The 15,091-nt window shown below is 71.3% G+C and carries 13 protein-coding genes and 2 tRNA genes; 2 read left to right on the forward strand and 13 right to left on the reverse strand.

Going from position 1 to position 15,091, the window contains the following annotated elements; genetic code table 11:
• Positions 1-361: 361 nt before the first annotated feature.
• From ACFV1J_RS09645 to ACFV1J_RS09660, 4 genes are all read right to left on the reverse strand, one after another.
• A complete protein-coding gene (locus ACFV1J_RS09645) occupies positions 362-1,171 on the reverse strand; it encodes a hypothetical protein (protein ID WP_385856720.1) in 810 nt (269 codons plus the stop codon).
• Between the two features lie 240 nt (positions 1,172-1,411).
• Positions 1,412-4,318: a leucine--tRNA ligase gene (locus tag ACFV1J_RS09650; protein WP_385856721.1), complete on the reverse strand. Its 2,907-nt coding sequence runs from the start codon at positions 4,316-4,318 to the stop codon at positions 1,412-1,414.
• 258 nt (positions 4,319-4,576) lie between these two features.
• Positions 4,577-6,535, reverse strand: a complete 1,959-nt coding sequence (locus ACFV1J_RS09655; RefSeq protein ID WP_385856722.1) for a protease pro-enzyme activation domain-containing protein — start codon at positions 6,533-6,535, stop codon at positions 4,577-4,579.
• A gap of 333 nt (positions 6,536-6,868) precedes the next feature.
• Positions 6,869-6,941: transfer RNA gene (locus tag ACFV1J_RS09660), tRNA-Ala, on the reverse strand.
• Between the two features lie 155 nt (positions 6,942-7,096).
• Here ACFV1J_RS09660 and ACFV1J_RS09665 point away from each other — a divergent pair.
• Complete coding sequence (locus ACFV1J_RS09665; RefSeq protein WP_385856723.1) at positions 7,097-8,431, forward strand: glycosyltransferase 87 family protein; 1,335 nt, start codon at positions 7,097-7,099, stop codon at positions 8,429-8,431.
• Positions 8,432-8,639: 208 nt separating this feature from the next.
• Here the strand turns inward: ACFV1J_RS09665 and ACFV1J_RS09670 are convergent, their stop codons facing one another.
• The 9 genes from ACFV1J_RS09670 to ACFV1J_RS09710 form a co-directional block, all read right to left on the reverse strand.
• A complete protein-coding gene (locus ACFV1J_RS09670) occupies positions 8,640-8,873 on the reverse strand; it encodes a hypothetical protein (RefSeq protein WP_030413843.1) in 234 nt (77 codons plus the stop codon).
• A 3-nt stretch (positions 8,874-8,876) separates the two neighbouring features.
• On the reverse strand, positions 8,877-9,053 hold the full coding sequence (locus tag ACFV1J_RS09675; RefSeq protein ID WP_385856724.1) for a hypothetical protein: 177 nt from the start codon (positions 9,051-9,053) through the stop codon (positions 8,877-8,879).
• Between the two features lie 147 nt (positions 9,054-9,200).
• Positions 9,201-9,273 (reverse strand) — tRNA-Ala (locus tag ACFV1J_RS09680).
• Positions 9,274-9,384: 111 nt separating this feature from the next.
• Positions 9,385-10,038: a histidine phosphatase family protein gene (locus tag ACFV1J_RS09685; RefSeq protein ID WP_385856752.1), complete on the reverse strand. Its 654-nt coding sequence runs from the start codon at positions 10,036-10,038 to the stop codon at positions 9,385-9,387.
• Positions 10,035-10,469 carry a ribosome silencing factor gene (gene rsfS / locus ACFV1J_RS09690; protein WP_385856725.1) on the reverse strand — a complete coding sequence of 145 codons (435 nt, stop codon included), beginning with the start codon at positions 10,467-10,469 and terminating at the stop codon, positions 10,035-10,037. Before rsfS ends, ACFV1J_RS09685 begins: the two co-directional genes overlap by 4 nt.
• A 270-nt stretch (positions 10,470-10,739) precedes the next feature.
• The gene (locus ACFV1J_RS09695; protein WP_385856726.1) at positions 10,740-12,629 is read right to left on the reverse strand and encodes an LCP family protein; all 1,890 of its coding nucleotides are present in this window, start codon (positions 12,627-12,629) and stop codon (positions 10,740-10,742) included.
• Positions 12,630-12,653: 24 nt separating this feature from the next.
• Entirely contained in the window at positions 12,654-13,265 is a 612-nt protein-coding gene (gene nadD / locus ACFV1J_RS09700) for a nicotinate-nucleotide adenylyltransferase (protein ID WP_051798734.1), read from the reverse strand.
• Positions 13,266-13,317: 52 nt separating this feature from the next.
• Positions 13,318-13,527 carry a hypothetical protein gene (locus tag ACFV1J_RS09705; protein WP_236680772.1) on the reverse strand — a complete coding sequence of 70 codons (210 nt, stop codon included), beginning with the start codon at positions 13,525-13,527 and terminating at the stop codon, positions 13,318-13,320.
• Between the two features lie 93 nt (positions 13,528-13,620).
• On the reverse strand, positions 13,621-13,770 hold the full coding sequence (locus ACFV1J_RS09710) for a hypothetical protein (protein WP_385856727.1): 150 nt from the start codon (positions 13,768-13,770) through the stop codon (positions 13,621-13,623).
• A 150-nt stretch (positions 13,771-13,920) separates the two neighbouring features.
• On the opposite strand from ACFV1J_RS09710, the gene ACFV1J_RS09715 reads away from it, so the two are divergent.
• Positions 13,921-15,009, forward strand: a complete 1,089-nt coding sequence (locus tag ACFV1J_RS09715) for a M48 family metallopeptidase (RefSeq protein ID WP_385856728.1) — start codon at positions 13,921-13,923, stop codon at positions 15,007-15,009.
• The last annotated feature ends 82 nt before the right edge of the window (positions 15,010-15,091 follow it).

A 15,091-nucleotide genomic window follows, 5' to 3' on the forward strand; every position in this document is an offset into this window, starting at 1 on the left:
CCGGGGATCGGGACGTCGCACAGTGCGGGCCCCTCCCCAAGATCTTCCAAGTTTCCCCAAGGCTCTGCCAAGTACCCAGCGGACAACGGAAGCATCACCCCGGGACCACCCCCACGACAACCCGGGCGACAACCCCCGAAACAGCTCTCGCTGCCGACCCCGGTGGCGCACAGGGCACTCCCGGTCGGCGGGCCTTGGTGGCGGACTCCCAGCGGACCTTCCGTCGGCCTTCCTTCAACGTTCCCTCGGCCTTCCCTCGGCGCTCCCCGGCATCCCGCGGCGTTCCCTATGGCCGCGAGTGGGACGGGCCTTCCCCGGGGCCCCGCCCCGCCCCCCACCCGCCTCCACCACCTCTCATCACTCAAGTCTTGGTCGTGCCGGCACTCCCGCCCCTGCCGTCCCCGCCGTCCCTCCGCGCAGTCGTCACGCCCTCCGCCCGCGGGGTCTTCTCCCACGGGTACGTCGGCCGGCCGCGGTCGTCGCGCGCGGTGATTGCCCGCGGCTGCTCGTCCCCCTCCTCCGGTCCCCACGAGCGGTGACCGTCGGACGGCTGCCGTTCCGCCCCCCGATCACCCTCGCCGGTCTCGCCACCCCAGGCCCCACCCCGGCCCGACGGCTCCTCAGGGGCATGGGTCCAGTGGCGCAGGGCGCCCGCCTCGACATCGATCTGGTCGGTCAGCGCCGCGAGGTCGTCGTCGGCGAACTTGCGGGCGCGGTCGCGGGCGGCCCAGCGGAGGGACTCGGCGGAGTGGGTGATCCGCTCCAGGCGCTCCTTCAGTTCCGGGAGGCGGGCGGCGATGGTGGCCCGGTCGGGCTCGCGTTCCAGGCGTTTGAGCTCGGCGTCCAGCTCGTGGCCATGGGCGCTGAGCCGCTCGAACAGCCCGATCGCCTCGCTCAGGGACGCATCGTCCGGAGCGCCCCCGTACAGCACGTCCTGGGTGGCCCGCATGGATGTCCTGAGCGACAGCCGCAGCTGGGCCAGCTCGCCGACCACGCCGGGCTGGGCGAGCTGCCGGGCCCGGAGGGTGGTGTCCTCGACCGTTCTGCGCGCCTGGGCGACCGTACGGTCCACGCCGCGCTTGGCCGCCTTCGCGGCCTTGACCGTCAGGAGCACGCCGGCCAGGACGAACAGCACGAAAAGCAGTCCGATGATGGCTGCGGCGGCTTCCATGGGCTCTCCCCAGGCGTGTCGGTGGCGCCGGACTTCGGTCCGCGCCCTGCCTCTCCACCGTAAACGGAAAGGGCAGGTTGCGGGGTCCGGGAGAACCCCCAACCTGCCCGTAGGGGAAACCCCCTATGCCGCGTTCATCCGGCCGTCCGACGCACCGACCTGCGCCCGCCGGGGCGTCGGTACGCACCCGTCAGGCGCCGCCGGCCCACGTCCGTACGGACCGGCAGCGCCGTCGGTGGTTCACGCCGGGACGATGTTCACCAGCTTCGGTGCGCGGACGATGACCTTGCGGAGGTCCGCGCCGTTCAGCGCCGCGACCACCGCCGGCTCGGCCAGTGCGGTCGCCTCCAGGTCGGCGTCGGAGATCGACGGGGCGACCTCCAGGCGGGCCTTGACCTTGCCCTTGATCTGGACGACGCAGGTCACGGTCTCGTCCACGACGTACGCCGGGTCCGCGACCGGGAAGTCCGCGTGCACCACCGAGTCGGTGTGGCCCAGCTTGCGCCACAGTTCCTCGGCGATGTGCGGGGCCAGCGGGGCGATCAGCAGGACCAGCCGCTCCGCGACCGTGCGCGGGACCGGGCCGCCCGTCTTGGTCAGGTGGTTGTTCAGCTCGGTGACCTTGGCGATGGCGGTGTTGAAGCGCAGGTTCGCCAGGTCCTGGCCGACCCCGTCGATGGCCTTGTGCAGCGCGCGCAGGGTGTCCACGTCGATGTCCGACTCGGGCACGTCCACGACGGTGACCTCACCGGTCGCCTCGTCGACGACGTTGCGCCACAGGCGCTGCAGCAGGCGGTACTGGCCGACGACCGCCCGGGTGTCCCACGGCCGCGACACGTCCAGCGGGCCCATCGCCATCTCGTACAGGCGCAGGGTGTCCGCACCGTATTCGGCGCAGATCTCGTCGGGGGTGACGGCGTTCTTCAGGGACTTGCCCATCTTGCCCAGCAGGCGGCTGACCTTGTCGCCCTGGTAGTAGTAGGCGCCGTCGCGCTCCTCGACCTCGGCGGCCGGGACGGCGATGCCGCGGCTGTCCCGGTAGACGAAGGCCTGGATCATGCCCTGGTTGTAGAGCTTGTGGAACGGCTCGGAGGACGAGACGTGCCCCAGGTCGTGCAGGACCTTGGACCAGAAACGGGCGTACAGCAGGTGCAGCACGGCGTGTTCGGCGCCGCCCACGTACAGGTCGACACCGCCGGCCGGCTGTCCGTCGCGCGGGCCCATCCAGTACTGCTCGACGGCCGGGTCGACCAGCGCCTCGTCGTTGTGGGGGTCCAGGTAGCGCAGCTCGTACCAGCAGGAACCCGCCCAGTTGGGCATGGTGTTGGTCTCGCGGCGATAGCGGCGGACGCCCCGGCCGTCGCCCAGGTCCAGCTCGACGTTGACCCAGTCCTCGTTGCGGGACAGCGGGGTCTCGGGCTGGGTGTCGGCGTCGTCCGGGTCGAAGGTCCGCGGGGAGTAGTCCTCGACCTCGGGCAGTTCCAGCGGCAGCATCGACTCGGGCAGCGCGTGCGCCACGCCGTCCTCGTCGTAGACGATCGGGAACGGCTCGCCCCAGTAGCGCTGGCGGCTGAACAGCCAGTCGCGCAGCCGGAAGTTGACGGTGCCCTCGCCGATGCCGCGCTCGGTCAGCCAGTCGGTGATCTTCACCTTGGCCTCGGTGACGCCCAGGCCGTCCAGCGAGATGCTGTCGCCGGACGAGTTGACGATCTTGGCATCGTACGAGGCGAAGGCGTCGTCCCAGGTGGCGGGGTCGGTGCCGCGGCCGTCCGTCGGCTCGACGACGCAGCGCACGGGCAGCTCGAAGGCCCGGGCGAAGGCGAAGTCGCGGGTGTCGTGGGCGGGCACGGCCATGATCGCGCCGGTGCCGTAGCCCATCAGGACGTAGTCGGCGATGAAGACCGGGACCCGCTCGCCGCTGACCGGGTTGGTCGCGTAGACGCCGGTGAAGACGCCGGTCTTGTCCTTGGCCTCGGCCTGCCGCTCCAGGTCGGACTTGGCGGCGGCCTGCTTGCGGTAGGCGGCGACGGCCTCGCGCGGGGTGGCGTGGCCGCCGGTCCACACGTCGTGGGTGCCCTCGGGCCAGGCGTCGGGGACGAGGGTGCCGGTGGTGTCGCCGTTCTCGGAGCCGGCGATCAGCGGGTGCTCGGGGGCCAGCACCATGTACGTGGCGCCGAACAGGGTGTCCTGGCGGGTGGTGAAGACGGTGATCGCCTCGTCGCCCACCGGGAAGTCGACCCGGGCGCCCTCGGAGCGGCCGATCCAGTTGCGCTGCTGCAGCTTGATGGCCTCCGGCCAGTCCAGCGCGTCCAGGTCGCGCAGCAGCCGGTCGGCGTAGGCGGTGATGCGCATGTTCCACTGGCGCAGCTTGGCCTTGAAGACCGGGTAGTTGCCGCGCTCGGAGCGGCCCTCGGCGGTGACCTCCTCGTTGGCCAGTACGGTGCCCAGGCCGGGGCACCAGTTGACCGGCGCGTCCGAGGCGTACGCCAGGCGGTACTCGCCCAGGATGTCGGCGCGCTCGGCGACGCTCAGCTCGGCCCAGGGGCGGCCGTCGGGGGTCGGGCGGGTGCCGGCCTCGAACTGGGCGACCAGGGTGTCGATCGGACGGGCGGCGTCCGCCTCGGGGTCGTACCAGGAGTTGAAGATCTGCAGGAAGATCCACTGGGTCCACTTGTAGTACGCCGGGTCGATCGTCTCGATCGAGCGGCGCTGGTCGTGGCCCAGCCCCAGCCGGCGCAGCTGGCGGCGCATGTTGACGATGTTGGCCTCGGTGGAGACCCGCGGGTGGGTGCCGGTCTGGACGGCGTACTGCTCGGCGGGCAGGCCGAAGGCGTCGAAGCCCAGGGTGTGCAGGACGTTGTGGCCCGTCATGCGCTGGTGGCGGGCGTAGACGTCGGTGGCGATGAACCCCAGGGGGTGGCCGACGTGCAGGCCGGCGCCCGACGGGTAGGGGAACATGTCCATGATGAACTTCTTGGGGCGGGCCACCAGCTCCGGGTCGCCGGCCAGATCCCCGCTCACATTCGGGGCCTCGTAGGTCCCGTTCTGCTCCCAGAAGTCCTGCCAGCGTGCCTCGATGTCGGCGGCCAGCGCGGCCGTATAGCGGTGCGGCGCTGCCACCTCGGCAGCGGTGGTCGTCTCGCTCATCGTCCTCAAAGCTCCATCGATCGTCTCTGCCTGCGGAAACGCGCCTTGTCCCGGACCTTGTCCCCGGAACTCCGGAAACAAAAAGACCCCTCGCACAGGAGGGGACGCCGCGCCGATTCCGACGGGTCTGTCATCCGTCGGCACTGATCAGCGCGGCCCGCTAAGCAGAAGGCGTACGGCACGCATGGCGCCAGGGTACCGCAGGGCGTGCGGGGCCCGCGCCGAGGATTCCCCCCGGGCGCGGGCCGCGCGGGTCCGTCAGGGACGGTAGGAGCTCACGTAGCCGGAGCTGGGGCTGCCCACGCCGGTGACGTCGTCGTAGCCGACGACGGCGTGCAGGGAGCTGTCCTTGCCGAGGCTGCGCAGCGAGGTCGTGGTGCCCTCGCTGTTGTCGGTGCCGTTGACGTAGTCCACCCGGACGACGGCGAGGTCACGTCCGGCGCCCAGCGGGTGGTCGGTGACGTCGTGGTAGGCGGAGGTGCCGTAGCGCTGGTAGATGCCGGGGTTGGCGAAGCCGATGGCCACACCGTGCCGGGCCTGCTGGGCGAGCGCCTGGACGCCGGCGATGACCGGGGCGGCCAGGGAGGTGCCGCCGATGCGGTACTCGTCGTAGCCGAGCTTGCCGCCGGGCAGGGTCTGGGTCTGGCCCACCAGGAAGCCGGTGTTGGGGTCGGCGACCGCGGCGATGTCCGGAACGGTGCGCATCCGGCCCTTCAGGGCGATGTTGGACAGCGAGTCCGGGACGACTCCGCGCTGGTAGAAGGGCTGCGGGACGGTCTTGCTGACGCCGCCGCCGGCCCCGCCGTTGAAGGCGCCGGGGAACCCGGCCCAGCTGTTGCCGTCCTTGGAGAGCAGGGCCTTCTGGGTGCCCCAGCCGGTCTCCCACTTGTACGTGTCGTGCTTGCCGACGGCCAGGGAGGTGCCGCCGACCGCGGTCACCCAGGCGGAGTTCGCCGGGGTGTCGACCTGCTTGAGGCCGGTGTTGGCGACCTCGTCACCGTTGTCGCCGGAGGAGAAGTAGAAGCCGATGCCCTGGACCGCGCCCTGCTGGAAGAGCTGGTCGTAGGCGGCGGCCACGTCCGGGGTCTCGTTCGCCTCGATGTCGCCCCAGGAGTTGGAGACGATGTCGGCGAGGTGCCCGTCGACGATCTTGCCGAGCGAGTCCAGCAGGTCGTCGTCCATGCAGGAGGAGGCGCCGACGTAGACGACGTCGGAGTCCGGGGCGACCGCGTGGACGGCCTCGACGTCGAGGGTCTCCTCGCCGTACCAGCCGGCCGCGCCGCACTCGTCGATGTGCGTGTACTTCTTGGGCAGCACCTGGGAGAGCTGGCCGCGGCGGTACGCGGCGTCGCCGTTGCGGGCGGCGTAGGTGGCGGCGTCCTTGGAGATCGTCGGCGAGGCGTAGGCGTCGGTGATCGCGATGGTGACGCCCTTGCCGGTCCACTTCTTCGCGCCGTAGGCGGCCCGCAGCTGCTTGCCGGTGTAGCCCTTGACCGCGTACGGCGCCTTGCTCCCGTAGGCGGACGGCAGCTTCCTGTTGGTGCGGGAGCCGTAGTACGAGGAGAACGGGCCGGAGTTCCGGAAGACGTCCTCCGGGGGCGGCAGTTCGCCGGAGTGGTGCTTGGCGAGCTTCGGCGCGTTGTCCAGGCCGGTGACCGTCAGCACCGCGTCGGCCAGCGTGGCGGGCGCGGAGGCGGTGGTCGACGGGGCGTGGTAAGTGTGCCCGCCCTTGCGGTAGTTGTGCAGGTCGGTGGCGAAGGCCCGCTCGGCGGCGGCCGCGTCGCCCTTGACCGTGAGGTAGCGGTTGGTGGTGCCGGTGACCTTCAGGCCGGACTTCGTCAGCCAGTCGGTCACCTCGGCTATCTGCTCACGGGTGGCGCCGAAACGGGCCCGCGTCTGGGCGGGGCTCAGGTACTTCCCGTACGCGGCCGAGTGCGGGTCGGACACGGCCCGGGCATACGCGGCCAGGCCCTTGGCGTCGCGGCCGGCGAGGTAGACCCGGGCGGTGACGGCCGCGGAGTCGGCGGTGGCGCCCTGATCGGCCTGTCGGGTGGCCCAGAGGGGCTTGGTGCCCAGCAGTGCGTGCCGGCCACCGTCGTGGCCCGCGGCGTCGGCGGCGGGCGCGCCGAGTGCGAGCGCGCCGGCGACCAGCGGCAGCGCGGCTGCCCAGGCCAGACCGGCGCGGACGCGCGGTGATCCGGTGTGGCTCGATCTCATGTAACCCCCTGCTGTGGCGATGCGCTGCGCTGCGGGGTGACGCGGTGCGCCGGTGCGCCGATGCGCGGCACCTCACGAGCGCTGCATGCGGTGGATGTGACGCTCACGCGATTCGCCACTCTTTCGGTGAACTGTTCATGTCAGGGGCATGTGATCACCAAGAAGAGGTCAAGGAACAGCAAGGATTGGTCAGGAATGACCATCCGGCGAACAGTGAATTCGCCATATCGGACAGGGAGTTGACCGACCGTCACCCCGCATGCGAAGCACCCGACCACCCGGGCGCACACAGCAGAACAGGCCGTCCGCGATGGACGGCCTGTTCCGTGTCTGTGGAGCTAAGGAGAATTGAACTCCTGACCTCCTGCATGCCATGCAGGCGCTCTACCAACTGAGCTATAGCCCCGTATGTTGTTTTCCGCCCGGTTCCCCGCTGCGGCATCGCCTACATTACACGGACCTCCCTGCCTTCTGCCAAATCGGTTTCCCGAGGGCCCTTGAAGGGGACGCGCGGTACTGTCGGCAGGCCGTGCCCGATTCGTCCTGGGGGAGCCGTACGCCGTGACCGCGCTGGAGCTGGAACAGTCCACCGACCCCGGCGGCCCGCACCCCGGCACCGGCGTCCTGCGCCGCCACCCGACGGCCGCGGCGGCGCTGACCTGCCTGGTCTCCTTCACCGCCTTCTGGATCGCCCAGCGGCTCGCGCACGTCACGATGATCGACCTCATGGTCTACCGGGCCGAGGGCCTGACCGTCCGCAACGGCGAGTCCCTCTACGACATGGTGGCCACCTCGGCCCACCTGCCCAACACCTATCCGCCCTTCGCGGCGCTGCTCTTCACCCCGCTCACCCTCCTCGGCGTCCCGGCCATGCGCACCCTGGCCACCGCCGGGAACCTGCTGCTGCTCGTCGCGGTCGTCGACCTCTCGCTGCGTCTGGCGGACCGGCCCCGCCGGCTGCCCCGGCCGGCCGCCACCCTGGCGGTCTCGGCGCTGCTGGTGTGGTGCGAGCCGGTCTGGACGACACTGCGCTACGGACAGATCAACCTGCTGCTCGCCGCGCTCGTACTGTGGGACCTGACCCGCAAGGACACCCACCGGTTCGCGGGTATCGGCATCGGTATCGCGGCCGGCATCAAGCTCACACCGGCGCTGTTCGCCGTCTTCCTGGCCGTGGCCGGCGCCGTCCGGGCCGGGCGGCGGCTGCGCTCCGGCGCCGGACCGCGCGCCGCCTGGAACCCCTGGCTGCGGCAGGCCGCCGTGGCCACCGCGACCTTCCTCGCCACCGCCGTCCTCTCCGCCGTCGCGCTGCCCCGCGACTCGCACCGCTTCTGGACCGGGATCGTGTTCGCCGCCGACCGGGTCGGTGAGGTGGAGATCACCGCGAACCAGTCGCTGCGCGGCGCACTCGCCCGGCTGCTGCACAGCCACGACCCCGGCGCCTCCTGGGCCGTACTTGCCGGGCTGACCGCGCTCGCCGGCCTGGCACTGGCCGCCGGGGCGCTGCTGCGCGGGGCCGAGGCGCCCCCGGCCGACGGCGGGCGCGCCTGGGCGGCCGTCGCCTGCGCCATGACCGCCCTCCTGATCAGCCCGGTCTCCTGGTCCCACCACTGGGTGTGGTGCGTGCCGGTGCTGATCCTGCTCGGCTCCGAGGCGCTCGACCGGACCGGCACCGGCGCACGCCGCCGGTGGGTGATCACCGTCACGCTCGGCCTCCTCTTCTGCTCCTTCGCGCTGTGGTGGGTGCCACACCGCTGGCACCAGCACCAGGAACTGCACCAGAACGGCATCCAGATGCTGCTCTCCGACGTCTATCCGCTCGCCGGGCTGGCCGTGCTGGCGCTGGCCGGGGCCCGGCTGTGGCGGGCCAACCGCTCCCCCGCCGCCCGCGGTTGACGCGGAAGGGGCGCCGGTCGGCACGCCGTCGACCGGTCCAACGCCGGGCCGGCTCACGACAGTTCCGCCCGACCGGAACCGACCGGAACCGACCGGAACCGTACGGAACTGCCGGGAAGCCTCCGGAGCTGCCCGGGAAGGTGTCAGAACGGCACGGGCATCCGACGCAAGGCGTCCGGAACGCGCGCCAGTTGGCGGGCGACGCCGGTCAGGCCGTGGCGAACGAGTAGAAGCGCTTGAGCGTGCAGTGCTCGTCGAGCAGCCGCCCGTAGATCGGCTCCCCGTCGAGCTCCCGGTAGGTCTCGATCGGGTCGCCCTTTATGACCAGGGCGCGGGCGCATTCCTCGCACCAGTACTGGTAGTCGGTGTTGACCGGTTCCATGTCGCGCACGATCGGCGTTCCGCTGCCGCACCAGTCACATTTCCTGCTGTGGGCGCCCATCCATCAGCTCCAACTGTGGCCGCAGGCCGTACAAACGAAGGAGACGCCGCCGTTGTCGCCCAGCACCTGGGCGACGTGCGACGAGCCGCACGAGGGGCACTGCAGGGCAGAGCCGGTGCCGGCGCCCGCCTCAGCGATGCGGAGCAGGTCATCGACCTCCCCGAGCAAGCTCGTGGGCATCGCTGTTTCTCCTCCCCTGGCGGCGCCGTCCGATTCTGCCACGGACGGCCCCCCAGGTCAGGTCCGTCCTCACAGCGGGCCGGGCCGCGCGGGTCCGCACATACGCAATGATCCCGCCTCCATCTGGAGGCGGGATCATCCGGGTTGTGGAGCTAAGGAGAATTGAACTCCTGACCTCCTGCATGCCATGCAGGCGCTCTACCAACTGAGCTATAGCCCCGGGTCTTGTCCGCTCCTCCGGGGATTTCCCCGGCGGCGCCGCGAACAAGAAGAACTTTAGCCTGCGACCTGCCCAGATGTGAAATCCGGGGGTGCCCGGCCGCCGCGGGGGTCAGACGTCGTCGCCGAGCACCGGCTCCGGCAGGGTGCCGGCGTTGTGCTCCAACAGGCGCCAGCCGCGCGCGCCCTCGCCGAGCACGGACCAGCAGCAGTTCGACAGACCGCCCAGGCCCTCCCAGTGGTGGGCCTCCAGGCCGAGCAGCCGCCCGATGGTGGTGCGGATCGTGCCGCCGTGGCTGACCACGACCAGGGTGCCGTTCTCGGGCAGCTTGTCGGCGTGGTTGAGCACCACGGGCGCGGCCCGGTCGGCGACCTCGGTCTCCAGCTCGCCGCCGCCGCGCCGCACCGGCTCCCCGCGCTTCCAGGCGGTGTACTCCTGGCCGTAGCGCGCGAGGATCTCCTCGTGGGTCAGCCCCTGCCAGGAACCCGCGTACGTCTCGCGCAGGGCCGCGTCATGGGTCACGTCGAGCCGGGTGAGCGCGGCCAGCTCACTCGCCGTGGCGGCCGCGCGCCGGAGGTCGGAGGCGATGATCGCGTCCGGCCGCAGGGCGGCGAGCAACCGGGCCGAGCGCCGGGCCTGGGCCAGCCCCGTATCGGTCAGCTCGATGTCCGTGGATCCCTGGAAGCGGCGCTCCAGATTCCAGGCCGTCTGGCCGTGCCGCCACAGGACGATGCGGCGGCCCGACGCCCGCTTCGTGCCGTTCAGAGCAGTTCTCCGTCCTGCCCGCCCGCAGCGGCCTCGGCGTGTGCGGCGGCCTTGCCGCGGGTGGCCTTGGCGTCCTCGGGGAGACCGATCTCCGGGCAGTCCTTCCACAGCCGCTCGAGCGCGTAGAACACCCGCTCCTCGCTGTGCTGGATGTGCACGACGATGTCGACGTAGTCGAGCAGCACCCAGCGGGCCTCGCGGTCGCCCTCCCGGCGGACCGGCTTGGCGCCGAGTTCCTTGGTGAGCCGTTCCTCGATCTCGTCGACGATCGACTTCACCTGGCGGTCGCTGGGGGCCGAGGCCAGCAGGAAGGCATCGGTGATCGAGAGGACGTCACTGACGTCGTACGCGATGATGTCGTGCGCGAGCTTGTCGGCCGCGGCCTGGGCTGCGGCGTTGATGAGCTCGATGGAGCGGTCCGTGGCGGTCACAAGCGGCTTTCCGGGTCGAGGGCTGCTTCTCCGGCCGGTCACGGGGTGGGCACTCGGCCCCGCCGCGGCGCGCGCCGCGGTCCCCGAGGGCAACCGGATCGGCGGTCAGGTACCCCTCAAGGGTCTCACGGACCACTGACACACCCGGCCGAGTTTTCGAACCAGCGGGTCACATCACACATACGGGCTGGTCAGGGGCGGTTCCGGCGGCCCCGGACCACCGGTGACGGGTCGGGGCGGGGCGGTCCTGCGGCGGACCGCCCCCTCCCGTCAGCCCTTGAAGTCCTGCCCGAGGACCACCGTGATGTCGGCGTTCCCGGCGCCCTTGCCCTGCCGGACCACACCGGCCGGCAGGCCCAGCGTCTTGGCCACCTCGGCGGCCTTCGCCTTCGAAGCGGCGTCGGCGTACGTCACCTGGGAGACGGCCCGGGCCGCGCCCTCGCTGCCGTCGTCGACGAAGGTGTAGCCGCCGTTGAGCAGGGCGACCTGCGCCTTGCCGGTGGCCGCCTTGTTGCCGGTGGCGTTCCGGACGGCCACCCGGGCGGTGGTGTCGGGGGCGGCCCTCTTGACCGTGCCGCCGAGCACGTCCTTGACGACGCCGGCCGCGGTGGCCTGGCTGACGGTGCCGTCGGCCTGTACGGGCAGCAGGGTCGTGCGGTAGGCGCCGGTCTTCGCCAGTTCTGCCCGCTGCGCCAGCGAACTGCCCAACTGGGCCTCGGTGAGCGGCGGGTCGAGGACCTGCAGGAGCGCCTTGACGGTGGCCGTGGCGCCGTCCGAATCGCTGGAGACCTTCTTCAGCGTCGCCTGCATGACCTGGCCGAAGCGCTGGAGCTGCCGGGTCTGCGGCTCGCCGGGCGCCCGGTAGGTGGCGTAGGCGACGGCCGCCTGGCCGCCCAGGTCCTGTGCGCGGCCCTGCTTGACCACCGGGGAGGCGCCCTTCTTGGCGCCGGGCACGGTGGCGTCGGTGTCGAGGGTGATCCCGCCGACCGTCTCGACGAGGTTCTCCAGATAGGGCGTGTCCAGCCGCCAGGTGGCCTTCAGGTCGGCGCCCAGGAGGCTGTTCAGGGCGTCACGGGTGGGCTCGGCGCCGTCGTCCTTCACGGCCTTGCCGAGCGTGGTGCTGCTGCCGTCGTCCTTGGGGACCACAAGGCTGTTGGGCAGCAGGACGGTGGTGCCCTTGTGGGTGGTCTCGTTGTCCACCAGGAGCGCGGTCGAGCTGTTGCCCGTCTTGGTGTCCCGCAGGTGCACCACGAGGACATCGCGCTTCTGGCCGCCGGCCGCGGCGGTCCGGCCGGTGTCCGGGCCGGCCAGTCCGGGCAGCTTGCCCGCCCACCACAGATAGCCCGCACCACCGGCCACCAGGAGGACCAGGAGGACCGACAGCGCGATGATCCGGCTCCGGCCGCGCCGCTTGGCCTCCTCGCGCCGCTCGGTGCGGCTCTCGGTGAACTTCAGCCAGTCGATGACGTCTTCGGAGTCCTCGTCGGGCTCCTCGATGAAGGAGAACTGTTCGGTGCCGTAGTCCGGGGCTCCGGAAGAGGCACCACCCGGACCGTCGCCCGGGCCGCTCGCCGTCTTTCCCATCGGGCCGTCCGACGCGGCGCCGTGCCCACCGGCCGGCCGCCGGGCGTCCTCGCGGCCACCGGGTGCCGGAGCGCCGTAGCGCTGCTCCTCGTAGGAGAGCTGCTCGTACGGCGACTGCTGGGCCTGCTGCGGGATCCACTCCTGCGGGGGCGCCTGCTGGGGGGCTGCTTGCTGGGAGGCCGCCTGCTGCGGCCGGCCGTACGGGTCGTACTGCTGAGGATGGCCGGTTCCGGCCTGGCCCTGGCCACGGCCGTAAGGGTCGTAGCCATAGTCGGGGCCGGCTTGCTGACCCTGCTGCCCCTGGTAGGTCTGCTGCTGGCCCTCGTAGGTCTGCTGCGCCTGGTGGCCCTGCGGCGTGCCGTACGGGTCGTAGCCCTCGTAGGCGGACGGGGTGGGGTGCCCGCCGTACGGGTCGTGCTGCTGCTCGTACTGCGGCCGGGCGGCGTCGTGGTAGACCGGCTGCCCGTAGGCGTCGTAGGTGTAGCCCGGCTGTCCCTGCTGCCCTTGTTGCTCCTGGGCGTAAGGGTCGCGGGCATACGGGTCCTGCGGCCCGTACGGATCGTGTCGGTCGCTCACCGGTGCCCCTTTCCGTCAGCCCCGTCAGCGGTCGTTGCGGTACAGCTGTTTTTTGTCGATGTAGCGCACCACACCGTCCGGCACCAGGTACCAGACCGGATCCCCCTGGGCGACGCGCGCCCGGCAGTCGGTCGAGGAGATGGCCAGCGCGGGCACCTCGACCAGGGACACCGCCCCCTCGGGCAGCCCGGGGTCCGCGAGGACGTGGCCGGGCCTGGTCACCCCGATGAAGTGGGCGAGCGACACCAGCTCCGCGGCATCGTGCCAGGTCAGGATCTGGCTGAGCGCGTCGGCGCCGGTGATGAAGAACAGATCCGCGTCACGGTGCTCCGCGCGCAGATCACGCAGCGTGTCTATCGTGTACGTCTTGCCGCCGCGGTCGATGTCGATGCGGCTGACGGAGAACTGCGGGTTCGATGCGGTCGCGATGACCGTCATCAGATACCGGTCCTCGGCCGGGGACACCTTCTTGTGGCTCTTCTGCCACGGCTGCCCGGTCGGCACGAAGATGACCTCGTCGAGGTGGAACTGGCTGGCCACCTCGCTGGCGGCGACCAGGTGTCCGTGGTGGATCGGGTCGAACGTCCCGCCCATCACTCCGAGTCGCCGCTTCACGGGCCCTGTGTGCTCTCCCATGCGTGCAGACCCTACTGGGCGTCGCGCGATGCCGGGGGCCGGGTGCCGGGGCTCAGCGGTCCCGGTTGAAGCGGGTCGTGACCCACAGCAGGAGGAGCAGGACAAACAGGGCACCGCCGCCGGTCAGGAAAGGGCTGAGGCTGGCGTGACCGCCCTCGTGGCCGGGTTCGGCGGCGAGGGAAACCAGGGACTGTGCGGTGGTGTGCAGGCTCATCGTCAGCAGGACCAATCCGGGCTCGGTGCGGGCAGAGACTTCCACCACATCGTATGCGTCGGCTCACCACGGGCTCACGGCGACTCCACCCGGATGCGCCCGGCCGCGCCCTCGCGCCTTACGGGGTGCGGTCCCGGCCGGTCAGTCCTGGCCGTAGCCGCGCAGCAGGAACCACGCGAGCAGGACGGCGCCGAGCACGCCGACGATGATCACGGTGCGCAGGATCCATCCGGGGCCGCCGTCCCTGGCGGTCTGCTCGGCTGCGGCGAGCAGCAGGCTCGGATGCGGCATGGCGGCGCTCCTCGGGTACCGGCCCGTGGGTCTTTTGTACGGGCCTGTGCGGTCATTGGTGCGATCGCCAGCCTACGCCCGAGCATCCATTCGCCTGTCAGTGGCGTCCTCTAGTCTGAAACTCACGCAGTCGAAGAGGGGGAGGCCCCAATGACGGAGAGCCCAGACGGCAGCGCGCGTGTACCGAGCCGGGACCGGCGGCGATTCCCCGGAATCTCCTCGCGGTCGTACGAGCACCCCGCGGACCGCTCGGCGCTGGTCGCCCTGCGCAAGCTCAGCGGGTTCGACACCGTCTTCAAGACGCTCAGCGGCCTGTTGCCGGAGCGCAGTCTCCGGCTGCTGTTCCTGTCGGACTCGGTGCGCGTCAGCGACCAGCAGTTCTCGCACCTGCACGACATGCTGCTGGACGCCTGCTACATCCTGGACCTGGAGAAGGTCCCGCCGATGTACGTCAATCAGGACCCGCAGCCCAACGCCATGTGCATCGGCCTGGACGAGCCGATCATCGTGGTGACGACCGGCCTGGTCGAGCTGCTCGACGAGGAGGAGATGCGCGCGGTCGTCGGCCACGAGGTCGGCCACGCCCTGTCCGGGCACGCGGTCTACCGCACGATCCTGCTGTTCCTGACGAACCTCGCCATGAAGGTCGCCTGGATCCCGCTGGGCAACGTCGCGATCATGGCGATCGTGACGGCGCTGCGCGAGTGGTTCCGCAAGTCCGAGCTGTCCGCGGACCGCGCCGGGCTGCTGGTCGGGCAGGACCTGCAGGCCTCCATGCGCGGTCTGATGAAGCTGGCGGGCGGCAATCACCTGCACGAGATGAACGTCGACGCCTTCCTCAAGCAGGCCGACGAGTACGAGTCGGGCGGCGATCTGCGCGACTCCGTGCTGAAGATCCTCAACCTCCTGCCGCGCAGCCACCCGTTCACGACCGTGCGGGCGGCCGAGCTGAAGAAGTGGGCGGCCAGCCGCGAGTACCAGCGGATCATGGACGGCCACTACCCCCGCCGCGACGAGGACAAGGACACCTCGGTGTCCGACTCGTTCCGGGACTCGGCGGCGCACTACGCCGAGTCGGTGCGCAACAGCAAGGACCCGCTGATGGGCCTGGTCCGCGATATCGCGGGCGGTGCGGGCGACTTGGGCGGCAAGCTGCGGGACACGGTCTTCGGCGGCGGCTCGCGCGGCGGCCAGGGCGGCACCAACGGCACGGACCGGACCAACGGCTCGGAAGCCTGACGGACCGGAGCGCCCGCCGGGCGGACCGGCCGGTCCGCCCGGCGGGTCCTCGGAAGGCCCAACGGACCGGGTGCCCGACGGA

The organism is Streptomyces sp. NPDC059649 (genome assembly GCF_042734445.1).
Classification (GTDB): Bacteria; Actinomycetota; Actinomycetes; order Streptomycetales; family Streptomycetaceae; genus Streptomyces.